17 protein-coding genes are annotated in these 23,637 nt (G+C 34.9%); 9 read left to right on the plus strand and 8 right to left on the minus strand.

The genetic code is table 11. From position 1 onward, the window contains the following. Positions 1-325 precede the first annotated feature (325 nt). Positions 326-1,327, minus strand: coding sequence for a zinc dependent phospholipase C family protein (locus tag HNP25_RS17705; protein ID WP_184136356.1), 1,002 nt, complete (start codon positions 1,325-1,327; stop codon positions 326-328). A 177-nt stretch (positions 1,328-1,504) separates the two neighbouring features. Next, positions 1,505-1,969 carry a GNAT family N-acetyltransferase gene (locus tag HNP25_RS17710; protein WP_184136358.1) on the minus strand — a complete coding sequence of 155 codons (465 nt, stop codon included), beginning with the start codon at positions 1,967-1,969 and terminating at the stop codon, positions 1,505-1,507. Between the two features lie 70 nt (positions 1,970-2,039). Here HNP25_RS17710 and HNP25_RS17715 point away from each other — a divergent pair, with 70 nt between their 5' ends. After that, positions 2,040-2,657: a hypothetical protein gene (locus tag HNP25_RS17715; RefSeq protein ID WP_184136360.1), complete on the plus strand. Its 618-nt coding sequence runs from the start codon at positions 2,040-2,042 to the stop codon at positions 2,655-2,657. Between the two features lie 76 nt (positions 2,658-2,733). Here the strand turns inward: HNP25_RS17715 and HNP25_RS17720 are convergent, their stop codons facing one another. Beyond that, positions 2,734-3,549, minus strand: coding sequence for a substrate-binding domain-containing protein (locus tag HNP25_RS17720; protein ID WP_184136362.1), 816 nt, complete (start codon positions 3,547-3,549; stop codon positions 2,734-2,736). A gap of 367 nt (positions 3,550-3,916) precedes the next feature. On the opposite strand from HNP25_RS17720, the gene HNP25_RS17725 reads away from it, so the two are divergent. The 3 genes from HNP25_RS17725 to HNP25_RS17735 all read left to right on the plus strand — a co-directional run bounded on the left by HNP25_RS17725 (position 3,917) and on the right by HNP25_RS17735 (position 8,653). Next, entirely contained in the window at positions 3,917-4,945 is a 1,029-nt protein-coding gene (locus tag HNP25_RS17725) for a GntR family transcriptional regulator (RefSeq protein ID WP_184136364.1), read from the plus strand. Positions 4,946-5,143: 198 nt separating this feature from the next. Then, positions 5,144-7,966 carry a leucine--tRNA ligase gene (gene leuS, locus HNP25_RS17730; RefSeq protein WP_184136366.1) on the plus strand — a complete coding sequence of 941 codons (2,823 nt, stop codon included), beginning with the start codon at positions 5,144-5,146 and terminating at the stop codon, positions 7,964-7,966. 153 nt (positions 7,967-8,119) lie between these two features. Next, the gene (locus HNP25_RS17735) at positions 8,120-8,653 is read left to right on the plus strand and encodes a YfiT family bacillithiol transferase (protein WP_184136368.1); all 534 of its coding nucleotides are present in this window, start codon (positions 8,120-8,122) and stop codon (positions 8,651-8,653) included. Between the two features lie 170 nt (positions 8,654-8,823). Here HNP25_RS17735 and HNP25_RS17740 read toward each other — a convergent pair whose 3' ends face one another. Beyond that, entirely contained in the window at positions 8,824-10,176 is a 1,353-nt protein-coding gene (locus HNP25_RS17740) for an MATE family efflux transporter (RefSeq protein WP_184136370.1), read from the minus strand. Between the two features lie 219 nt (positions 10,177-10,395). On the opposite strand from HNP25_RS17740, the gene HNP25_RS17745 reads away from it, so the two are divergent. Then, on the plus strand, positions 10,396-10,848 hold the full coding sequence (locus tag HNP25_RS17745) for a methylglyoxal synthase (RefSeq protein WP_184136372.1): 453 nt from the start codon (positions 10,396-10,398) through the stop codon (positions 10,846-10,848). Between the two features lie 109 nt (positions 10,849-10,957). On the opposite strand, the gene HNP25_RS17750 is transcribed toward HNP25_RS17745, so the two are convergent. The 4 genes from HNP25_RS17750 to HNP25_RS17765 form a co-directional block, all read right to left on the minus strand. Then, positions 10,958-11,899 carry an NAD(P)-dependent oxidoreductase gene (locus HNP25_RS17750; protein WP_310587180.1) on the minus strand — a complete coding sequence of 314 codons (942 nt, stop codon included), beginning with the start codon at positions 11,897-11,899 and terminating at the stop codon, positions 10,958-10,960. Positions 11,900-12,032: 133 nt separating this feature from the next. After that, positions 12,033-12,911, minus strand: a complete 879-nt coding sequence (locus HNP25_RS17755; protein WP_184136442.1) for a sugar phosphate isomerase/epimerase family protein — start codon at positions 12,909-12,911, stop codon at positions 12,033-12,035. An 82-nt stretch (positions 12,912-12,993) separates the two neighbouring features. Then, positions 12,994-14,013 (minus strand): 4-hydroxythreonine-4-phosphate dehydrogenase PdxA, encoded by a 1,020-nt coding sequence (gene pdxA, locus HNP25_RS17760; RefSeq protein ID WP_184136374.1) that lies wholly within the window; start codon positions 14,011-14,013, stop codon positions 12,994-12,996. 174 nt (positions 14,014-14,187) lie between these two features. After that, complete coding sequence (locus tag HNP25_RS17765) at positions 14,188-15,408, minus strand: DUF418 domain-containing protein (RefSeq protein ID WP_184136376.1); 1,221 nt, start codon at positions 15,406-15,408, stop codon at positions 14,188-14,190. Between the two features lie 402 nt (positions 15,409-15,810). Between HNP25_RS17765 and HNP25_RS17770 the strand changes: the two genes are divergently transcribed. The 4 genes from HNP25_RS17770 to HNP25_RS17785 all read left to right on the plus strand — a co-directional run bounded on the left by HNP25_RS17770 (position 15,811) and on the right by HNP25_RS17785 (position 23,482). Beyond that, on the plus strand, positions 15,811-19,668 hold the full coding sequence (locus HNP25_RS17770) for a pyruvate carboxylase (RefSeq protein WP_184136378.1): 3,858 nt from the start codon (positions 15,811-15,813) through the stop codon (positions 19,666-19,668). 150 nt (positions 19,669-19,818) lie between these two features. Then, positions 19,819-20,829, plus strand: coding sequence for a threonine aldolase family protein (locus HNP25_RS17775; protein ID WP_184136380.1), 1,011 nt, complete (start codon positions 19,819-19,821; stop codon positions 20,827-20,829). An 89-nt stretch (positions 20,830-20,918) separates the two neighbouring features. Continuing rightward, entirely contained in the window at positions 20,919-21,374 is a 456-nt protein-coding gene (locus HNP25_RS17780; RefSeq protein WP_184136382.1) for a DUF1801 domain-containing protein, read from the plus strand. Positions 21,375-21,448: 74 nt separating this feature from the next. Then, positions 21,449-23,482, plus strand: coding sequence for a TonB-dependent receptor family protein (locus HNP25_RS17785; RefSeq protein ID WP_184136384.1), 2,034 nt, complete (start codon positions 21,449-21,451; stop codon positions 23,480-23,482). Positions 23,483-23,637: the final 155 nt, after the last annotated feature.

Raw genomic sequence — 23,637 nt, forward strand, 5'->3', positions numbered from 1 at the left:
AACTTATGAAAATTTGGAGAATCGAAATCAAACAGTGTATATTGCATCTGTATTTATATTTTTTAGCAGAAACAAAATACAGAAAAACCCCGAAATTTGCCAGTATTGACACTTTTTCGGGGTTATTTTATTGGTAATATATTGATTATTAAAAGATTACACTCATAAAGGGAAGCCAAGAATTCGTAATCGGAGTGGCGAACCACCTCGCTTCGCTCAAACAGTAGGAATTCGTTGCCCATCAATAATAAAAAAGCGGTCGAAATTAGTTTTTTAACCGCTTTTTTGTGATTTTAAAATTTGGGATGACTCATGTTTGTGATATTTAAAATTCCTCTCTCTTCCCTTTTCGTGATTGTAACAAACCTTGTTTGATGAGTTCGTTATTTTTCCAAGCTTTGATGGCTGTTTTAAATTTAGCTTTATCCTCTTTGGAAACTGTTTCTAAATCTGATAAATCTGGTTTACCAGCATTTATCCAAGCGGTGTACCAAAAATCTGCAACACTTTCGCTTGCTAATATCATTTGATTGTTGACAGTATTTCCTAAACGTTCTCCGTAAGCCTTGGCAAATTCGCCTGTATAATTCTTTCTCATTTGTCCGAAACGCTCAGAACGTTTGAACTTTCTTTCTTCGGTAAAACCAACACTAGCATTAATTTCTTCTTTAAAAACGCCATCTAATAATTTATTGGTTGCTGCTATTTTTTTCCAAATTTCAGCCAATGGGTCTTTAATGTATTTGGCTTTGTGTTTTGTTTGAAGATTATAACTTTCGATGTTCATTTCTGGCACAGCCGTTTCCCAAAGAGAGTGAAGTCCTTTTTGGTTGGTCAATTGTCCATCATAATTATAACTTGTGTGCAAAGGCACATGAGCATCTGAAATATAATGACCTAAATCTGCTGCATAAAACAAAATACTGTCTTTCATTTTGTTACGGAAAGCATTTGTCAATTTCTCTTGCATTTCCACAACTACCCACGGTAATGTTCCGTATTCTTTCAAAGTATCGACAGAGTATTTTTTTACGGCCGAATCCCAATCTTGTGGAATGGCACTTAAAGGGTCTTTTCCATAAATCGGTGCATCTAAATCAATAAAGTGTTTGGGAGCTTCTGTTTTATCTGTATTTCTACGAACATCTGGACGAACAGAATTATAAACCATGTAGTCTTCATTCTTCATAAAAAAAGTTGACAGTTTCTTCGGCAAAGCATAAGCCGTAATTTGGTGGATAGTCTTGTGACCTAAAAATCCCCAAGAGCAGCAGCCAATTAAAATTAAGAGAGCAAGGATTACATTAAATTTTGGTAGTTGTTTCATGAATTTAGTTTTACTGATGAAAAATTAGTGAATTGATTATGGTTAATAAATTGTGAACCTTTTCGATTTAATTGACAGACATCAATCAAGGTAAAGATAAAACTAAAGAGATTATTTTATGAACTTGATGATTTAAGTAATAGTTAATTCTTACAGATTTTAGCAACAAATTACTTTTTAAAAGCTTAATTCAAAGTATAATACTTCATCCAAAGGATTGTAAACATAAGCTGAAGTTTCTTTAAACCCAAAAGAGCGATACAAAGCGATAGCTTCCGTCAGACTGGTTAAAGTATCTAATTTCATGGTTTGATAATTGGCATTTTTTGCGAAGGAAATTAATTCTTCCACCAATTTTCTGCCTACTTTATGTCCTCTGGCTGTCGGTTTTACATAAAGGCGTTTCATTTCGCAAACGCCATCTGCGATGGGCTTTAGTGCAACGCAACCTACAATTTCATCATTGATTTTGGCAAGAATAATACAACCGCTTGGAGCAGCATATACTTTTGATAGCGACTGTAATTCTTCTTCAAAATGTTGAAAACAAAGGTCAATCTTCAAGTATTCAGCATATTCTATGAAGATTTTTCTTACCTCATCTAATTCCTCGGGAGAGTAATTAACATAATGAAATTGCATATTTTTAATTTTGTGAGTAAATAATTAGCGATAAAAAAAATTGAATGAAAATCACTTACTAATTTTGGGTATGAAATTACAAGAAATATTCCGAAACATCATTGCGACCGATTCTCTTCATGCTCGATTCTTGAACACGCTTTCATTAATGGAGAATACTGGTGCAAGAAAAATATCGGCTTCAGAAGATAAAACTAAGGTTTCTTACATCGTTTTGAAGCACGCAGCCGAAGAAGCACGCCATGCTTTTTACTTGAAAAAGCAGATTCAAAAAGTTGGAAAAATAGAAGATTTCCCATCTTACGAAAACGCTTATCTCATCGCTCCTTTTGCTAGTTATACTTATTTACATACTTTGGATATTCAGGTTTGTAGGTATTTGAAAAATAGCTTAAAGCTTTCAGGAAGTGATTTGAAGTATGCAGCTTATTTATTGGTTACTTATGCCATTGAAGTAAGAGCCGACGAATTGTATCCTGCTTATCAAGAATTACTTGATGAAGTATCGTCTAAAGTAAACATGAAATCAATCATTGTTGAAGAAGAAGGGCATTTGGCAGAAATGATTACGCAATTAAAAGAATTTTCACCTGAATGGGAAACACATGCTAAAATCGCTTGTGATATTGAAAAAACTTTATTCGAACAATGGATTGATTCGATTGGCAAAGAATTAGGGGTTAATTGAGTTGATGAGCTTATGAGTTTATGAGTTTAAATCTTTTTACTCATAGACTCATAAACTTTAAACTCATGAACTCCCCTTACAAAGAATTTCTCTGAATAAACAAAAACTGATTTCTAATATGTTCTTTTTTACCGCTAAGTATTAAATCGGCTGCATTTTTCCCTAGTTGAAAATGGTCGGTTGAAACGACGGTAATTCCTCCAGAAAGTATTTCCTTAATCGGTGTTTCGTTATAAGAAACAATCCCAATATCTTCTCCTACTTTCATTTTTTTATGTTGGCAACAAACTAATGTTTCTGCCAAATATCTTTCCGAAAGAATCAAGTATGCTTCCTTACTCCTAATCGTATTTTCTTCTACTTCAGAATAAATATTACATTGTAATTTATTTTCTTTAGCGAACTTCTTTACACCTTCTATTACAAAATAAGCATTGGCATAATGTTCTTGAATAATACAATTAATAGTATTGTACTTCATGATAGATTCCTTCGCTTTGAACAAAGCTTCATAAATATCTTGCTCGAAATCTTGGTAAACACAAGCGTAATTTCCACGAATAAATTCATTCCTTTTTTCTAAAAGAATCAGTTTCCCAGTAGGAATGCTGTTAATGATTTTAAGAAAATCTTCGTTCGGACAATTGGCATGAAGCATAAAAGCAAAGTAATCGTATTGACTGATTTTCTCTTTTATAACCTTCTCAAAATGAAAAGCGTTCTGGGTACTGAACTGATGAATGTATAAATCTACCGTAGCTTTCCCTTCAATTTCATCCATAAAACCATCGTAGATTTCATGTTTAAAATCGTTCAGCCTACTAAAAACCATCAAGATTTTTAGCTCATTTTTTTGAAGGCTCTTGTGCGAATTGGCTATTTGTGCTGTCAATGAGAGTGTCTTTTTTGTCTTATTGAGTCCAAGTAACATATTTCCGAAGAACTAAATATCCTGTTTTGCACCGAGCGTATTAGACAGGTCATATCAGGACACAAAATACTCATTTTCACTGTTTTGCAAAATATATACCAGCATTTGCAAGAAATGTCCTAACCATCAGAAGCATTTTGCACCTAATTTTACGAAACAATTACTGCACTATTTCAATATTTTATTTGACTAATTAAATCATTCAATGAGTTTGTTTTACTTTAAGTCAAAAATTACAGATATGTCGAAATGTAATTGTGCTATTGATGGATTTGTGTATTACCTACTATTACCAATAAACAGCAACCCAATTTATCCAACCAATAAAATGATAAAGACATTCAGAGAGTTTTCTCAAAACAAGCAAGATTCAAAAACACCAAAGTATCAGCAATTAGTGAATACACTTTTGATTGATATTGAAAGCGGAAACTTACAAACTGGTCAACGCCTTCCTTCTATTAACGAAGCTAGTGAAGAGTGCTACTTGTCTCGTGATACTGTTGAACGTGCTTATTCAGAACTACATCGTTTGGGTGTAATTACTTCTATTTTCAGAAAAGGATATTTTATTTCTGGGAAGTCGGCAAAAACCAAAACGAAAGTGTTTTTCCTAGTTGGGAAAATTACAGAAAACAACAAAGCTATTTTCAATGCTTTTGTGAATGCTTCTAACAAAGATGTAACTGTTGATATTTTTACTTACAACTACAAGAGTGATAACTTCAGAGAAATTATCAACAACCATCTTGGTAATTATCATTACTATGTTATCATGCCTCATTTAATTGAGGAAAGTGAAGAAAATATTAAATGTTTGAAAAAGATTTCTGGCGAACGCCTTATTTTCCTAGAACAATCTCTGGCATCACTTCATGGATTAAATTCAAGTATTTTGAGTAATTCTGGTGATGAGATTGCACAAGTAATGCAACAGAATATTAAACATTTCAAGAAATACAAAACCTTGAATTTGGTATTAACCGAAGATGAGTATTTTGATTCAGAATTGATTACTGGTTTTAGAGATTTCTGTGAAACAAATCATTTCGATTTCCAAGTATTGGATGGATTTCAAGATGAAGAAGTAATGCCAGGAAATGCGTACTTAACGATGGATGACGTTGATTTAGTAGCAGTAATCAAATCAGCAGAACAACAAAACTTTACATTGGGTAAAGAAATTGGGTTAATTTCCTTAAATGACAATTGCTACAAAGAAATATTAGCCGGTGGCATCACGATAATTTCCTCTAAGCCTACCGAGATTGGGAAAATGGCCGCCAACATTATCCAAGTCGGTAAACGCCAACAAGTACAAGTACCAATGGAAATGGTTTTAAGAAAATCACTTTAAGAGAACTTTTTTAATTGAAAAATAGGCTAAGATTGAACAAATCTTAGCACTTGTTTACAGCCTTGACTATCTTTAGTCAAGGTTGTTTTGTTTTCATGGCTCTTTTTCTGTTAAAATCCTGTAATTTTGCAACTCTAAAAAAAATATCTTGTAGCCAATCACACTTATTGTTAATGACTACAACAAAAACCACAAGCAATGGAATACAATTTCAAAGAAACAGAACAGAAATGGAGAAAGTTTTGGGAAGATAACCAAACTTATAAAACTGAGATAGACCACGCTAAACCTAAATATTATGTGTTGGATATGTTTCCTTATCCATCAGGAGCAGGTTTACACGTAGGGCATCCACTTGGTTATATCGCTTCCGACATTATCGCTCGTTACAAACGTTTGAAAGGTTTTAATGTATTGCATCCAATGGGTTTTGATTCCTTCGGTTTACCTGCTGAACAATATGCCATCCAGACGGGTCAACATCCTGCGATTACTACCGAAGAAAATATTACTACTTATATTCGTCAGCTAAAACAAATTGGTTTTAGTTATGACTGGTCTCGTGAAGTACGTACTTCTGATGCCAAATATTACAAATGGACGCAGTGGATTTTCATGCAATTGTTCAAGCATTATTATGATAAAGATGCCAACAAAGCTTTACCAATTGCTTCTTTAGTTGAACGTTTTGCTGTTTCTGGTAACAAAGACATTAATGCCGTTTGTGATGAAGATACGCCAAACTTTACTGCGGAAGAATGGAATGGCATGAGCGAACAAGAGCAACAAACTTTGTTATTGAAATTCCGTTTGACTTTCCCTGATGATTCTGTGGTAAACTGGTGTCCAGCTTTGGGAACTGTTTTGGCGAATGATGAAATCAAAGATGGCGTTTCTGAGCGTGGCGGTTATCCTGTTGAACAGAAAAAGATGAAGCAGTGGGCAATGCGTATTACTGCTTATGCCGATAGATTAATCGACGGATTGAACGAAGTAGATTGGTCAGATGCTTTGAAAGAACAACAACGCAACTGGATTGGTAGAAGTACAGGAGCAAGTGTGAAATTTAAAGTTGATGCTTCGACTGTTCAAGAAAATGCTCCAGAATTTATTGAAGTATTTACCACTCGTGTTGATACAATTTATGGCGTTTCATTTATGGTAATTGCTCCAGAACATGAGTACGTTCCGTTCTTGACAACAGCAGCACAAAAGTCCACAGTTGATGAATATGTAAAATGGGTAGCTTCAAGAACGGAATTAGACCGTATGTCGGAAGTGAAAAAAGTAACGGGGGCATTTACTGGTAGCTACGTAATCAATCCATTCAACGATGAGAAAGTGCCGATTTTCTTAGCGGATTATGTTTTGGCTGGCTACGGAACAGGTGCTGTAATGGGCGTACCTTCGGGCGACCAACGTGACTGGAATTTTGCAAAATATTTCGATTTACCAATTGTGCCAATTTTAGATGCACAAAAAGATATTGAAGAACAAGCCGACAATACCAAAGAAGGAAAATACATCAATTCAGGAATTATCGACGGCATGGGATACAAAGAAGCTACGGCAACTTTGACAAAATGGTTGGAAGAAAGAGGCATTGGTAAAGGTAAAATTCAATATCGTTTGCGTAATGCAGTATTCAGTCGCCAACGTTATTGGGGCGAGCCAGTGCCAGCGTACTTCAAAAACGGTTCGGGCGACGTATCGCTACCATATTTGATTGAAGAAAGCGAATTGCCTTTAGAATTACCCGTAATCGACAAGTACTTACCAACTGAAACAGGCGAACCACCATTAGGACGTGCAGAAGGCTGGAAATACAAAGGCGAGTACGAATACGAATTATCAACGATGCCGGGTTGGGCAGGTTCTTCATGGTATTGGTACCGTTATATGGATGCTCAAAACGAGCAAGAATTTGCTTCTCAAGAAGCTATCAATTACTGGAAAGCAGTTGATTTATACTTAGGCGGTTCAGAACACGCTACTGGACACTTATTGTACAGTCGTTTCTGGAATAAATTCTTGAAAGATTTAGGATTAGTACCCGAAGAAGAATTTGCTAAGAAATTGATTAATCAAGGCATGATTCAGGGACGCTCTAATTTTGTGTATCGAGTAAAATCATCAGTAGGAGAAGGCAAAAATCCAGTTTTTGTTTCATTCGGTTTGAAAGAACAATATGAAACTACGCCAATCCACGTAGATGTAAATATTGTATCGAACGATGTTTTAGATTTGAATGCTTTCAAAAACTGGCGTTCAGATTTTGAAAATGCAGAGTTCATTTTAGAAGATGGCAAATATATCTGCGGTGTAGAAGTAGAGAAAATGTCGAAATCTAAATATAACGTAGTAAATCCAGATGTATTAGTTGATAAAGTGGGTGCAGATACTTTGCGTTTGTACGAAATGTTCTTGGGCCCATTAGAACAAGCCAAACCTTGGAATACCAACGGAATCGACGGTTCATTCCGTTTTATCAAAAAAGTATGGCGTTTGTTCTATGACGATTTGGGCAATTTCAAAGTAAAAGACGAAACCCCAACGCCAGCAGAATTAAAGGTTTTACATACTTGTATCAAGAAAGTAGAAGAAGATTTAGAGCGTTATTCATTCAATACAGTAGTTTCTACTTTGATGATTTGTGTGAATGATTTAGGTTCATTGAAATGTGCTAAGAAAGCAATCTTGCAAGAATTAGTCATTTTAATGTCGCCATACACGCCACATATTGCAGAAGAGCTTTGGGTATTGTTGGGCAATGAAGCAGGAACAATTTCTTATGCTACTTTCCCTAAATTCAATGCTTCGTTATTGGTAGAAGCCAATTTTGATTATCCGATTTCAATCAACGGAAAAGTAAGAGCCAATATCTCTTTCCCAACCGATGCTATTCCAGCGGATATTGAAGCAGGCGTATTAGCGAATGAAGTAGTACAAAAATGGTTAGAAGGCAAAGCTCCTAAAAAAGTAATAGTTGTGCCAAAACGTATTGTGAATGTAGTGTTGTAAGAGAATTTATTGACGCATATTTAATCCTATGAGGTTTTAAAAACCTCATAGGATTTTTTTGTTTTCCAAAAATAACAATCTCTTCAAGTGCTTTTAGTTTTTTATCCTTAACTTCAAAAACTAAAATATACCTTTCATCAAATTCTCTTTTTTATGGAATTACAAGCCTTACAATATCCCATTGGAAAATGGGTTCCTCAAGAAACGCATACTTGGGAAGAGATTCAAGAAAAAATAGCTTTGTTAAAAACGATTCCTGCAAAATATAAGGAAGTAAGTGCTGAATTAAGCGAGGAGGATTTATTGAAACAATATCGTGAAGGTAGTTGGTCGGTCAGACAAATCATTCATCATGTTGCCGATATGCACGTTTTGTATTTCGTTCGTTTTAAACATGCCCTCACAGAAGTAAATTCGGAAGCTGTGGTAGGAAAAGTAGATGCTTGGGCGAATTTAGAGGAAGCAAAATCTGCTCCTATTGATTTCTCTTTGACTCTATTAGCAGGTGTTCATCAGCGTTGGACTTACCTGTTAGAACAAATGACGGAAGAAGATTTTCAAAAAGGATTTTATCACCCAACACGCAAAATGTACATGACTTTGAAAGATGCCGTTGATATTGGCGTTTGGCATAGTCAACATCATTTGGCACATATTAAAATTGCACTGGGAATTGCCCAATCATAGGAATTATCTAACACAAAAAGTGTTAAAGTCTTCTATACAAATCTCCCACAAAAAGGATAAAAATTTACCCTTTTTGTGGGAGACTTCCTACTAAAAGAAGAAAAGTTTCCTCTTTTAGTAGGAAATTTTCGGTTTTTAGCATCTCTACTCTTATTCGTCTAATCGCAATTTTATAATTTCATTTTACCTACTTTATTATAAAATCGCCAGCTTAATAAACTGGCAGAAGCAAAAAGACTGAGGGTTAGTCCAATCCAAATACCAATATGTTTTAAATCATAAATAAATCCTAAAACATAACACAAAGGCAAGCCAACACCCCAATAAGCAAAAATGGTAATTAAAGTAGGAACATTTACATCTTGTACTCCTCTTAAAATGCCTAAACTTACTGCCTGAACACCATCGAATAATTGAAAAATTCCACCCCAAATAATTAATTGGGCTGCCAATAATATCACGCCTTCGTCTTTCACATAACTCGCAAAAAAGTCATTGAAAGTCAACATTAAAATTCCACAAACACCCATGAAACCTACTCCCATAAGTAAGGCTGCTGTTCCAGCTCTCAATATCGCCGTTAGGCTTCTTTCTCCCACTCCTGCCCCAACTCTGATGCCCCCTGCTGTGGCAATTCCAGTGGCAGCCATATAAGTAAGCGACACAAAACCAATCGCTACTTGGTGTGCAGCTTTATGTTCAATACTTATCCAACCCATCATCACAACGGCACCATAGAAAGCAGCAATTTCAAAAAAGCCTTGAAAACCACTTGGCACACCTACTTTCAAAATGTTTTTAATCAGTTTATATATTTCATTTTCATGAATTTTTGCTCCTAAATATTCTTTAAATTTTTCTGAACCAAAAACGTAATAAGTAATGGCAAGAAACATATAAACCCTAGCAATAAAAGTAGCATAACCAGCACCATACAAGCCTAATTCAGGGAAAATCCAAATACCATTAATTAAAAAATAATTCAGAATTACATTCAATAACAAAGCTGTCCAAGTAATATTCATCGCTACTTTGGTGTACGACAAACCATCTGTAAAGCTTTTGAAGGCAGAAAAAAGAAAAGAAAAAACCGTTGATGCAGTAATAATCCACAAGTAGTTTTGAGTAAGCCCTCTGATTTGCTTTGGCTGATCTAATATTTCCATATTCAAGCCAAAAGCTACTACTAATCCAGCACAAATAATACCCATTAATACCGCTACCCACAAGCTTGCTCTTAGTAATAAATTGCATTTGGCTAAATCGTTTTCGGCTTTCGCTTGAGCAACCATTGGCGAAACAATTTGCAAACAGATATAGCCAATGATGGAAATATTAATCGAAATACCATTCGCATCAGCAGCGGCCGCCAAAGATTCTACAGCACCTTTATCCATCCGACCCACTTGTATAGTATCTGCCAAACCCATAATCATGATGCCTAATTGCCCCGCAATAATGGGAAGCGACAAACGATAAGTAGCAATAAGGTCGGATTGGTAATTTTTAAATAAATTTTTCAAGGATATAATTTTTAAGAGATTGTTGATAAAATCAAAAAATGATTGAGAAAGCTTTTGTAGATGATGTTACAAATTTAAAGCCTAAATAATTGATATACTTAATTGGATTTTGATTTAAAACATCAAATGAAATAAATTAACATTAAAGACGAAAAACTGTACTTTTGTTGCTAGAAATCCTAAACACTTAACTTACCTAAAAAACAATCTAACGATACTATGTCGAATATTAGAATTTTAAAGCCTCGAAAAAAAATTGCCTTAATTGCCCATGATCATAAAAAAGCTGAACTAATTGACTGGGTTTATTACAACAGAGGAGTATTATCAAGACATGAATTATTTGGTACTGGTACAACAGGCAGACTCGTGGAAGAAGCAATTGACAGACCTGTAACAAAATTATTAAGTGGTCCTTTGGGTGGCGACCAACAAATTGGTGCTTTAGTAGCCGAAGGCCTTGTTGACATGATTATTTTCTTTTGGGATCCAATGGCATCACAACCGCACGACCCAGATATTAAAGCTTTATTGCGTTTGGGCGTAGTTTGGAATATTCCGATGGCTTGTAACCGTGCCACGGCTGATTTTATGCTTACTTCGCCATTAATGAATGATGAATACGAATCTCGCCTGACAGATTATTCTGTTTACTTGGCTAGAAAAGTGTAGCTTTTTATTTGGCGATTTGAATTTTGAAGATTTGAAAATAGGGAAAATAAACAAGCAAGTTTTATTCATCAATTACATTTTCAAATCTTCAAATCACCAAATTTTCAAATCAGTCCAAGCCATACATCTTCTTTATTTTCTCAAAAAGTACTTCATTAATTTTTCGGTAGCTTTCAACCGTCCAACCCGCAATATGTGGCGTTAGTATTACATTTTTCATTTGAAACAATTGCTCATAAACTTCTTCTTGTTGAGCCGTTAATTGTTTCATTTTCTCATTTTCTAATACATCCAAACAAGCCCCTCTTAATTTACCCGATTGTAAATTTTTCAAAATATCTGTCACTGAAGCCACTTCTCCACGAGAAGTATTTATTAGAAAAATATTCTTTTTGAATTTCGATAAATAGGCATCATTCACCAACATTTTCGATGATTCATTCAAAGGAATATGAAGAGAAAGCACATCCGTTTTTTCAAAGATTTCTTCCATCGTTACTTCTTTTACCAAGTTGGAAGAGTAATCTGTTTTGAAACAATCATAAGCCAATACTTCTACGCCAAAGCCCGTTAGTCGCTCAGAAAGGGCTTTCCCCATATTGCCATAACCGATAATTCCGACCGTCATGCCTTTTAATTCTATTCCACGATTGGCTTCACGTAACCAAATTTTCTGACGTACTTCTGCATCAGCCCAATTGATTTTGTTGAAAAGTGAAAGCAACATTCCTAAAGTATGCTCTGCAACAGCGTCTGAATTTCCCTCATTTGCTGCAAATAATTGGATATTTAATTGCTCTACGGCTTCAATATCAATCAAATCTAAGCCTGCCCCAGCTCTTCCAATAAATTCTAATTTTTGTTGATGCTTTAAAAACTCTTTATCAATTTTAGTTTTACTTCTAATCAATAATCCTTCGTAATCTTTTATGATATTTAATAATTCAGGACGTTGAATATTGGGTTGGTAATCTGGAGAAAAACCTATTTCACTCAGCATCGTCAGGATGCTTGGGTGCATATCATCAGCAATTAAAACTTTCTTCATCATATTTGTTGTTCGTACCGATTAATTAATTCCGCTTCGGTATGAATAAGTACTAAAAAAACCTGCCACTGAGGTGACAGGTTCATTTTCTGTTTACAAATTTAACAGATAAAATATTTTTCAGAAAAATTAACGACTAAAACTTTAACTTTTTCAAGTTGTTCAAGCCAATTTCGATACCTTCCATTGGAGTACGTTTGTAGTTTTCTAATTCAACCACAAAGTATTTTGTACCTGCAATTTTAGCTGCATTAAAAATCTCTTGGAAATTAATATCGCCTTCTCCTACTTCTACTGTTACATTTTTAACTGGATCGTGGTCTTTTACGTGGAAATGCGTAAATCTTCCCGGATGGTTTTTGAACCATTCGATAGGTTGTTCTTTACCCACAACTACCCAGTATAAATCCATTTCAAATGTTACTAAATTCTTATCAGTATTATTCAAAAGCGTTGTATAAAGTTGTTCGCCATTGTACTTTTTGAATTCAAAATCATGGTTATGATAACCAAATTTCACACCAGAAGCCTTGCAATATTCACCAGCTTTGTTGAAAGTTTCTGCCATTTGCTTACCAATCAGACGGTCTGGATCAGACATGTATGGAGCAATCACATATTTTTGACCAACTTTGATAGCATCTTCTACCAATTTCTTAAAATCATCAGAAAGTTGTCCGTTTGCATAGTCTTTTGAAGTAACCATCGCATGAGCAGATGGCATTTTCAAACCATTATCAGCCAACGTTTTAGCATAATCGGCAGGCGTTAAACCAAAGAATTTTCCGTCTGAATACCCAAAACCTTCTACTTCTTTGTAACCCATTTTAGCAATTTTAGCCAAAGTGCCTTTGGCATCTACTTTGATGGCATCACGCACAGAATATAACTGTACACCAATATGACGAGCCTCTTTTTTAGCAGCCCATAAATCATTCGCAAGAAGCGTTGCACCAGCAGTAGCAATTAAGCTATTTTTCAAAAAGTCACGACGTGATTGTTGTTCGATTGACATTGTTAATTAAGGTTGAATTTAGATTGAATAATATTTCCAAGAAATATTTTACTGTACAAATTTAAGCTTTTTTGAATTTCCCTTATACTGGACTAACTATTTCTTTTCTATTTCTTACTACATCAATGGCTGTAAAAATAGCTTCAAGCATGGATGTTTCTTTGGCTACATTTTTTCCAGCAATATCATAAGCCGTTCCGTGGTCTGGCGAAGTACGCACTATCGAAAGTCCTGCGGTAAAATTGACTCCATTTTCAAAAGAAATGTATTTGAACGGAATCAATCCTTGGTCGTGATACATTGCTAAAACAGCGTCATAATGTTTAAATTGAGCATTTCCGAAAAATCCATCCGCAGGAAAAGGTCCAAAAACAAGATTCCCTTTCTTTCTGAATTGTTCCAAAACTGGTGAGATTACTTCTTTTTCTTCGTTGCCTAATAAGCCATCTTCTCCAGCGTGTGGATTCAATCCTAACACAGCAATTTTTGGTTTTTGAATGCCAAAATCTTCTGTTAGAGAAGTAAACATCAAATTCAGTTTTTGGGTAATTTTCTCCTGAGTAATCGCTCCACGAACTCTCCCCAAAGGAATATGTCCCGTTACTACGCCAACTCTCAACACATCAGAAACCAAGAACATCAAAGATTCTTTGGAATCAAACGCTTCAGTAAAGTATTCAGTATGCCCAGGGAACTTGAATTCTTCAGATTGGATATTATTTTTATTGATAGGAGCCGTTACGATAGCATGAATATGCCCAGCTTTTAAATCTTCCGTTGCTTTTTGTAAACAAGCCAAAGCCGCAACACCCGCTTCTGGTGTTATTTTTCCCGGTGTTACTTCGGTTTGTTTATCATCCCAACAAGTAATAACGTTGGTAAATTTTGGATTGATTTGGTCGATACTCTGAATACTGTGCAAGGTCCAATCTTTTAATTCAAGTGCTTTTCTATAATAAGTAAATACTCTTTGTGAACCATAGATAACTGGAGTACAAAGTTTTAAGATTCGATTACTTGTTAATGCCTTTAAAATTACTTCTGGTCCAATACCATTATAATCGCCTAAAGTTATTCCTATGATTGGTTTTTGTTGTTCCATTGTTTTTGTAATGAGGGAATGGCTGATTCCTTGAAAATAACAGAGTTTTCACCATTCTATAAATTTGAGTTGCAAGTTATCTTAAAAGTAGGGGAAATAAAAAAGGTTCAACGAATTGCTTCGCCGAACCCAATATTGAATTTCAATAAAATCTCTTTTATCACAAGATGAATATTATCTTGTGATAGTCTGCCATTTCAAATAAGTTGCTGAACGCCAAAGCCATTCTATAGGGCCATAATAAAATTTACTTAGCCACCATTTACTAAAAATGACTTGAAAAATAAAAATTCCGATACCAATTACATAACACCAAGCAGGACTAATATCACCAGCGAACCCCAAACCAATTCCATAAAACAACAATACACCAAAAGCACTTTGCATTAAATAGTTTGTCATTGCCATTTTGCCAATTGTAGCGAAAGTCTTATTCACAAATACCATTTGCTTTAAGTTACTTAAATAAAATAATCCAGTGATGTAAGTCAACGTAATGAAAAGAGATTTCAATAAAATTAAAAAATTATGAAAAATGATTATTGGACTATTTCCTTCATGACTATTTAACCCAAAATCTACTTTTTTCAGTAAAATGACACATGAAGAAGTAACTATTATCAGTAACAGTAATATTTTGCTCAAATAAGGTCTGGTAAGTTCTAAATTCTCTAAAACCTTTCCCCTTCCAATAAAAAGTCCGAACAACATAAAGCCAAAGGTTACAAAAATTCTACTGGTATTAAACTGATAGTCAACTTTAGTTTTAAGTCCCTTCAAATTTTGAGAAATAATTTCTTGATAATTACCTTCCTTCAAAGTATAAAAACTTTGTATGTAGCTTTTTTCCTGATGTACATTTCCCATTTCTACACCTTTACGGGTTTGGGCTTTGGGAATTGAACCATAAAATTGGATTTGATTTCTTAAAAAACTTGGTAAAATAAGAATAAAAAATAATGCAAAACTTAATAAGGTTTTACTTCCAATATTCCTTAATAAAATTAAAAAAATACCTAGAAAGGCATATACTCCTAACACATCTCCATTCCAAAGCACATGGTGGATAAAGCCAATGATAAAAAGAACAAGTAACCTCCAAATAAATCTTGGAATAAACTTTTTATCTGAAGTTTTCCTCTGTGCTAATTGAATGCCAAAGCTAATCCCGAACAACAAAGAAAAAATGGTGTAAAATTTACCTACGATAAAAAAATTATTAAATTGATTCACAACAACACTTGCTAAATCATTTTGATACTTAATATTGATTATGCTAGGAATGATACTTAGGACAAACCAAGCTCTGATATGTGTTAAAACCATTCCTAGTAAAGCAAAACCCCTAAGGGAATCAACAAACAAAATTCTGTTTTTGGAGGTGTTTAGGTTCATCGTGATTAAAATTATTAGGATTTCTTAATGCAATTTATAATTTTATCCAATCTTTTCAAGTGATAGTATAAATTCAAGTAAAAGTATTCGCTACTTATAAATTTAATAAATGATTAGCTCAGGATAACAAATGATTTTTGTCATTTATTCCATTGAAACATCAAGCACATTTACAAAAATAGCATCTAACCAAAACTAAATTGCATCTTTCTAATATCTGCCAAATTTTCTTGTGTATAAGTAACCAAATACCCAATTTATTTTTGATTTTTGTATGATTTAATATGTTTTTGTTTTGTAGATTATAATTTCTTAATAGTTTTCCTAAACAAGAGATTGTTCAAAAAACAAGACCCTTTCAAATAAAGCATTTACCAATAATCGACAACCAATTTCTGAAATATGGCTCAGCCTTACGTCCAAAAAATCAACAGTCTCTTGGTAGCCAATCGTGGTGAGATTGCTATCCGAATCATGCGTGCTGCCTCTGAACTAGGTATTCGCACCGTTGCCGTTTATACGTTTGAAGACCGTTATTCTCTTCACCGATACAAAGCCGATGAAGCCTATCAAATCGGGAAAGATGATGAGCCTTTAAAACCTTATTTGGATATTGAAGGGATTATTAAACTCTGTAAAGAGAAGAAAATTGATGCGATTCATCCAGGTTATGGCTTCCTTTCTGAGAACGTTACACTTGCTCGCCGTTGTCGTGAAGAAGGTATCAAATTCATTGGGCCATCTCCAGAAGCAATGGATGCTTTGGGTGATAAAGTAGCTGCCAAAGTAGCTGCTAGAACCGCACAAGTACCAATGATTGAAGACTCTAAAGAAGATTTAATCAATTATGATATTGCTCTTTCGGAAGCACGTAAAATCGGCTTCCCAGTAATGGTAAAAGCTGCTGCGGGTGGTGGTGGAAGAGGAATGCGTGTAGTGCGTGAAGAAGAATCTTTAGAAAAAGCATTCAGCGAAGCCAAAAACGAAGCTAAAAATGCTTTTGGTGACGATACTATTTTCATTGAAAAATTTATCGATCAACCAAAACATATTGAAGTACAATTATTAGGTGACCAACACGGAAATTTAGTTCACCTTTATGAACGTGACTGTTCAGTACAAAGACGTTTCCAAAAAGTAGTTGAAGTTGCACCTTCTTTTGGTTTGAAAGAAGAAACTCGTCAGAAATTGTATCAATACGCTTTATCAATTGGTAAAGCAGTAAATTATTATAATGCTGGTACGGTAGAATTCTTGGTGGATAAAGACGAAAATATTTTCTTTATCGAAGTAAACCCACGTATTCAAGTAGAGCATACCATTACGGAAGAAGTAACAGGAATTGACATCGTTAGAACGCAAATTCTAATTGCTCAAAACTATAAACTTTCAGACAGTAATATCTTCATTTTAAAACAAGAAGATATTCCTTTGAATGGTTATGCAATTCAATGCCGTATCACAACTGAAGACCCCGCTAATGGCTTCAAGCCAGATTTCGGAACGATTATCGCTTACCGAAATGCAGCAGGTTTTGGCATTCGTTTAGATGAAGGTTCATCATATCCGGGTGTAAAAATTTCACCTTACTTTGACTCGATGTTGGTGAAAGTATCGGCTCGTGGTAGAACTTTAAAAGGAGCTTCACAACGTCTTTCTCGTGCTTTGACTGAGTTCCGTATTCGTGGTGTAAAAACGAATATTCCATTCTTGAAAAATGTAATTACGCACCCTGTTTTCCAACAAGGAAAATGCGTAGTTCAATTCATTGATTCACATCCAGAATTATTTGATTTCAAAACATCAAGAGACCGCTCTACGAAAGTACTTCGTTATTTGGGAGATGTTGTAGTAAATGGGAATCCTGATGTGAAAGTTAAAAACGAACGTACTTTCCGTACGCCAATTGTTCCTGCATTCGACCCTTTTGCAGCATATCCAGCAGGTAATAAACAATTATTAGAGTCGATGGGTGCTGACAAATTCACTCAGTACATCAAAGAACAAAAGCAAATTCTTTATACAGATACTACTTTCAGAGATGGTCACCAATCTTTATTAGCAACCCGTGTGCGTACCAAAGACATGGTAGCTGTAGCAGAAAGCTATGCTAAAAACTTCCCACAATTGTTCTCTATGGAAGTTTGGGGCGGAGCTACTTTCGACGTTGCGATGCGTTTCTTGAACGAATCTCCTTGGAAACGTTTGGAAGAATTCCGTGAAGCAATGCCGAATATGCTTTTGCAAATGCTATTCCGTGGTTCAAATGCGGTAGGTTATTCAGCATATCCAGATAATTTAATTGAGAAATTCGTAGAAAAATCTGCCGAAACAGGTATTGATGTCTTCCGTATTTTCGACTCGCTAAACTGGGTTGATGCGATGAAAGTATCTATCAAAGCCGTTCGTGAGCGTACAAACGCTATCGCAGAAGCTTCTATTTGTTATACAGGAGATATATTTACCAATGAAAAATATTCATTGCAGTATTACTTAGATATGGCTCGTCAGTTGGAAGACGAAGGAGCACACATCTTAGTAATAAAAGACATGGCGGGTTTACTTAGACCTTACCAAGCACAATTATTAGTAACAGAATTGAAGAAAGCTCTTTCAATTCCTCTACACTTACACACACATGATACGGCTTCGATTCAGGCGGCTACTTATTTAAAAGCTATTGAAGCGGGTGTTGATATTATAGATTGTTCTTTGGGTTCAATGTCTGGCTTGACGGCTCAACCAAACTTCAATTCAATAGTGGCAATGATGCAAGGAAACGAACGTGAATGTGAGATGAACTTGCCTTTATTGAACCAGTACTCAAACTATTGGGAAGATGTTCGTCAGATGTATTATCCATTTGAATCTGAATTGAAAGCAGGAACTGCCGAAGTGTATGATAATGAAATTCCGGGTGGACAATATACTAACCTACGTGGACAAGCCATTGCTTTGGGTGTAGGCGATAAGTTTGAGTTGATGAAGAGCAATTACGTTGAAGCCAACAAATTATTTGGCGATATTGTAAAAGTAACGCCTTCTTCAAAAGTAGTTGGCGATATGGCTATCTTTATGACAGCGAACTCTTTAACTGCTGAGGACGTATATGCAAAAGGGGCAACGCTTTCTTTCCCAGAGTCTGTAAAAGATTTCTTCAAAGGTGGTTTAGGGCAGCCTTATGGTGGTTTCCCGAAACAATTACAAGAAATTATCTTGAAAGGCGAAACGGCATTGACTACTCGTCCGAACGATACAATTCCTCCAATTGATTTCGGACAAGATTTTGAAGATTTCAAAGCGAAATTCCCAGAAAACGAGCAAGGAGAATTGGATTATCTTTCATACAAAATGTATCCGAAAGTATATGAAGATTACTACAAAGCACAACAAATCTATGGGGAAGTATCGTTGATTCCGACGCCAGCATTCTTGTATGGTTTGAAATCTGACGAAGAAATCTTGATTACAATTGACGAAGGAAAAACGATTATTGTAAAATATTTATACAAATCTGAGCCTGATGAATCTGGACTTCGTACTATTACTTTTGAATTGAACGGACAAGCTCGTAGAATTAAAGTATTAGACAAAAATATCAAAGTAGAGAGAGCTCAACACGCTAAAGCTTCATCAAAAGGCGATATTGGTGCACCTTTGCAAGGTCGTTTAAGTAGAATTTTGGTAAAACCGGGCGATGAAGTAAAGAAAAATGCTCCATTGTATATCATTGAAGCCATGAAAATGGAATCAATCGTTTCTTCTCCATTTGAAGGTATTGTTTCAAGAGTTGTATTGAATGAAGGAACAGTTGTTGAACAAGAAGACTTAGTATTGGCAGTTGAAGAAGCTACTTTACCAGAACCAGATAAAGAAGAATTTTTATTCGTTTACGGAACGCTTAGAAAAGACTTCGGCAACGAATTACATAAATTGATTACTCGTAATTCTGAATTTATCGGAATGGCTACTTATCAAGGGAAAATGTATAATATCGGTGAATATCCCGGCATTGTAGCTTCTGATGATACTGATAGCAAAGTAATTGGAGAATTATATAAACTTTCAAATTCATTAAGATTAATTAGAATCTTGGATGAATATGAAGAATTCTATCCAGAAAATATTGCTGAAAGTATTTTTGTAAGAAATGCCGTTTCTGTAAATATCGAAGGAACAACTTATGAAGCATACTCATATCTGTACAATCGTCCAACAGACGGTTTACCAGAAATAACAAGCGGTGATTTTTTAGCCTAAATAATCATTGACTTGAAAATTCATGAAGAGCCTTGGAGAAATTCAAGGCTCTTCTGGTTTATTACTTTCAAAAAAATGGGTTTTCAAAAGGTAAAGTAAATCACTTGGCTATCTTTGCAGGAATCTATTTCATCAAAAACTATCAACAACATGACCATTGAATTAAGAAGCGATACTTTTACAAAACCTACACCTGCGATGTTAGAAGCAATGTTTTCGGCGGAAGTAGGAGACGATGTTTTTGAAGACGACCCAACCGTTATTGCCCTTGAACAAAAAACAGCAAAGATGTTTGGCTACGAAGCAGGCTTATTCTGTACTTCTGGCACTATGACCAACCAAATTGCTATCAACGTCCACGTTAAACAAGGCGATGAAGTAATTTGTGATGCACTCTCTCATATTTATTTGTATGAAGGCGGAGGTATTTCAGCTAATTCTATGGCTTCTGTTAATTTATTGCAAGGTAACAGAGGAAGACTAACGGCTTCACAAATCAAAGAAGTAATTCAGCCTGACAATATCCATCATCCTATTTCAGCTTTAATTTCTTTGGAAAATACCGTCAACAAAGGTGGTGGTGCTTATTATCAATTAACTGATATTCAAGAAATCAAAAAGCTTTGTCTCGAAAACAACATTCCTTTGCATTTGGACGGAGCAAGAATTTTCAATGCTTTGGTAGAAACACAGGAAAGTCCTTTGGAGTATGGCAAATTATTTGATTCCATTTCTGTTTGTCTTTCAAAAGGTTTAGGAACGCCCATTGGTTCTGTTTTATTAGGCACAAAAGACTTCATCAAAAAAGCCAGAAGAGTAAGAAAACGTTTGGGTGGAGGTTGGCGACAAGCAGGATATTTAGCGGCAGCAGGTATTTATGCTCTTGATAATAATATTGAAAGACTAAAAGAAGACCACACTCGTGCTAGAATTATTGGTGAAACAATGGCAAAACTCCCAGCAGTAGAAGAAATTTTACCAGTAGATACCAACATCGTCATTTTTAGATTAAATGATAAAATACTTTCTTCCGATTATGTTCAGCAATTGAATGAAAAAGGAATTAGAGCAGCTACTTTTGGCAAACACTTAGTAAGGTTTGTAACGCATTTAGATTTTACGGATGAACATTTAGAAGCGTTTCAGAAAAGAGTTTTATAAATAACATTGGGCATAGTATTTATTTACTGTGCCTTTTTTAATGTCATCAGTATTCTGTAAATTTATCATAACGCTAAACAGATTTATTGATGCAAAGTAATGCCCAAACTCCCGACCAATACATTGAAGAATTGCCCGAAGACAGAAAAATCGCTATCAGCAATTTACGAAAAGTAATTTTGGAAAACTTACCTGAAGGTTTTCAAGAAACCATGAGCTATGGTATGATTGGCTATGTAGTACCACATTCACTTTACCCAAGTGGGTATCATTGTACTCCGAATCTTCCTCTACCCTTTTTGAGTATTGCTTCTCAAAAAAACTTTATTGCGGTTTATAACATGCTTGTTTACTCTGACCCAACCATTAATGAATGGTTTGTAAATGAATACACTAAGTATTCTAAAGCAAAACTGGACATGGGTAAAAGCTGTATTAGATTCAAGAAATTAGACCAAATTCCGTTTGATTTAATTGGAGAATTAGCCTCTAAAGTAACTGTTGATGAATGGATTAATATTTATGAAGCACAATTGAAGCGGTAAAAGAGTTAACTCACTTCAAATAAATCCATCTAAATCATTCCACTTTTTGAATTATCTTTCAGAAAAATTCAACAATGAAAATACTTTTATCCTTACTCTGCTTTATAAATTCCTTTGCTTTAGTGGCTCAAACAGACTCCATTTTGAAAGTCACTGAGCTTCAACCTGTTATTATTAGCTCTTCTCGTTTTGTTGGAAAGGATATTCAAACGCCTTTGGCTGTTACGGTTATCGACCAAGCTCGTTTACAAACTGGACAATCCAAGCTTTCTTTGTTTGATGCTTTGGGAGCTGTACCGGGTGTTTTTGCGATGAATTCTGAAAACTTTGCACAAGATTTACGCATTTCTATTCGTGGTTTTGGAGCAAGAGCGTCATTCGGAATTCGTGGATTAAAAGTTGTAATGGACGGCATTCCAGAATCTATTCCAGATGGTACCGCAAAAGTTGGCAATTTAGATATGGGTTTAATGGAACGCATGGAGGTAATTAAAGGACCAACTGCTGGTTTGTATGGCAATGCTTCTGGTGGCGTAATCAGTCTTTTTTCAGAAACACCTAAAACTTTTTTTGCCGAGGCACAAGCTACTTTTGGCTCTTTTGGCTTTCAAAGATTACAATTTAAAACTGGTCAAGAAATAGGGAAAGTCACTTATTTTTTCAACGCTTCTCGCTTGACAAGTACTGGTTATCGTAATCACAGTGCTTTAGAACGTAATTTTTTCAATGGAAAAGTGATTTATAAGTTTTCGGATAAAATTAATCTGAGTGTTTTGATGAGTTATGTAGATAGTCCAAAAGCAGAAGACCCAGGTGGATTGACGCAAGCAGATATTGACAAAGACAGACGACAAGCCCGACAAGTAAATATAGATTACAATGCTTATGAGACTTTCAAACAAAGTAAATTAGCCTTGATTTACGACCAAAAAATTGGCGAAAAGCATCAAATCAACGCTCGTGCTTTTTACTTAAATCGTGATTTTAATAGTCAACAAGCTACCAAAGATAAAGGACAAATTGCTTTCAAAAGAGATTTTTCTGGTGGTGGTTTTAATTATCAATTTACTGAAAAGAAATATAGGCTAAAAGCTGGATTAGACATTGAAAATCAACAGGATAATCGCCAAAGATATGATAATTTATTGGGTGAAAGAGGGATTTTAAGTATCGACCAAATTGAATCTTTCAGAAATATTGGTGCATTTATCTTACAAGAATATACTTTCAATCAAAAATTTAGACTTTCACTAAATACTCGTTTTGACGATATTCAATTAAAGATTTCGGATAAATTCTTGACTGGTGGCGACGAATCTTCATCACAATCTTTTCAGCGTTTTAGTCCGATGTTAGGATTTTCGTTTGCTCCAACAGCCAATCAATCCATTTACACTAATATTTCTAGCAGTTTTGAAACGCCTTCTTTAAATGAATTATCCAATAATCCGTTAAAAACTGGCGGTTTTAACCCCAATTTAAGTCCACAGCAATCAAGAAATTTTGAATTAGGTTATAAAGGTATTCTCAGTAAAAAATTCAGATTAGACCTAGCCTTGTTTACTATTGAAGTACAAGATGAGATTGTTCCATACCAAATTGCAGGACAAGGTGTAACTACCTATTTTAGAAATGCTGGTTTGTCTAACAGAAAAGGAATTGAAACGGGAATTACCTATAAAGTTTTCAATGGTTTAACAGCCTACCTAAACTATACTTTTTCAGATTTCAAATACAAGGAATACCAAACTACTGCTGGAAAATTTGATGGAAATACTTTGCCTGGCATTCCAAAACATAATATTTATTCGGAGTTTAGATATTTTGATAAATCTGGTTTCTTTGGCATTGTTCAGTTAAGAAGTATCAGCAAAATTTATGCGGATGATGCAAATACTGTAACCAATAATGGTTATTTCACGGCAAATGTAAGGGTTGGTTATCGTAAGCAAATTGGAGCTTTAACACTAGAACCTTTTATAGGCATTAACAACTTAACGAATACCGTTTATAATGCCAATGTTCAAATCAATGCTACGGCAAATCGTTATTTTGAACCTGCCTCTGGAAGCTTTTTGTTTGGAGGAATTAGTGTGAGAGCGTTTTAGATATGGGATTTCTGTTTTTTGGATATTTTTCGCCCTTAAGAAAACACTGATAAAAGCAAAAAAAGCACGTATTGATAAAGTAATTTTAATACAACAAATCGTACAGTAAAATTGTACAAGTTACCCAATTTTGGTAACTTCAATAAAAAACTGAA

Source organism: Arcicella rosea (assembly GCF_014204325.1).
In the GTDB taxonomy this organism is placed as follows: Bacteria; Bacteroidota; Bacteroidia; order Cytophagales; family Spirosomataceae; genus Arcicella; species Arcicella rosea_A.

What these genes read in the sequence shown, in the direction of transcription:
- HNP25_RS17765 (WP_184136376.1), bottom strand. Translation starts at nt 15,408, where the DNA reads ATGAACCTAAACACCTCCAAAAACAGAATTTTGTTTGTTGATTCCCTT.
- HNP25_RS17725 (WP_184136364.1), top strand. Translation starts at nt 3,917, where the DNA reads ATGATAAAGACATTCAGAGAGTTTTCTCAAAACAAGCAAGATTCAAAA.
- HNP25_RS17775 (WP_184136380.1), top strand. Translation starts at nt 19,819, where the DNA reads ATGACCATTGAATTAAGAAGCGATACTTTTACAAAACCTACACCTGCG.
- HNP25_RS17705 (WP_184136356.1), bottom strand. Translation starts at nt 1,327, where the DNA reads ATGAAACAACTACCAAAATTTAATGTAATCCTTGCTCTCTTAATTTTA.
- HNP25_RS17735 (WP_184136368.1), top strand. Translation starts at nt 8,120, where the DNA reads ATGGAATTACAAGCCTTACAATATCCCATTGGAAAATGGGTTCCTCAA.
- leuS (WP_184136366.1), top strand. Translation starts at nt 5,144, where the DNA reads ATGGAATACAATTTCAAAGAAACAGAACAGAAATGGAGAAAGTTTTGG.
- HNP25_RS17750 (WP_310587180.1), bottom strand. Translation starts at nt 11,899, where the DNA reads ATGATGAAGAAAGTTTTAATTGCTGATGATATGCACCCAAGCATCCTG.
- HNP25_RS17785 (WP_184136384.1), top strand. Translation starts at nt 21,449, where the DNA reads ATGAAAATACTTTTATCCTTACTCTGCTTTATAAATTCCTTTGCTTTA.
- HNP25_RS17770 (WP_184136378.1), top strand. Translation starts at nt 15,811, where the DNA reads ATGGCTCAGCCTTACGTCCAAAAAATCAACAGTCTCTTGGTAGCCAAT.
- HNP25_RS17755 (WP_184136442.1), bottom strand. Translation starts at nt 12,911, where the DNA reads ATGTCAATCGAACAACAATCACGTCGTGACTTTTTGAAAAATAGCTTA.
- pdxA (WP_184136374.1), bottom strand. Translation starts at nt 14,013, where the DNA reads ATGGAACAACAAAAACCAATCATAGGAATAACTTTAGGCGATTATAAT.
- HNP25_RS17715 (WP_184136360.1), top strand. Translation starts at nt 2,040, where the DNA reads ATGAAATTACAAGAAATATTCCGAAACATCATTGCGACCGATTCTCTT.
- HNP25_RS17780 (WP_184136382.1), top strand. Translation starts at nt 20,919, where the DNA reads ATGCAAAGTAATGCCCAAACTCCCGACCAATACATTGAAGAATTGCCC.
- HNP25_RS17745 (WP_184136372.1), top strand. Translation starts at nt 10,396, where the DNA reads ATGTCGAATATTAGAATTTTAAAGCCTCGAAAAAAAATTGCCTTAATT.
- HNP25_RS17710 (WP_184136358.1), bottom strand. Translation starts at nt 1,969, where the DNA reads ATGCAATTTCATTATGTTAATTACTCTCCCGAGGAATTAGATGAGGTA.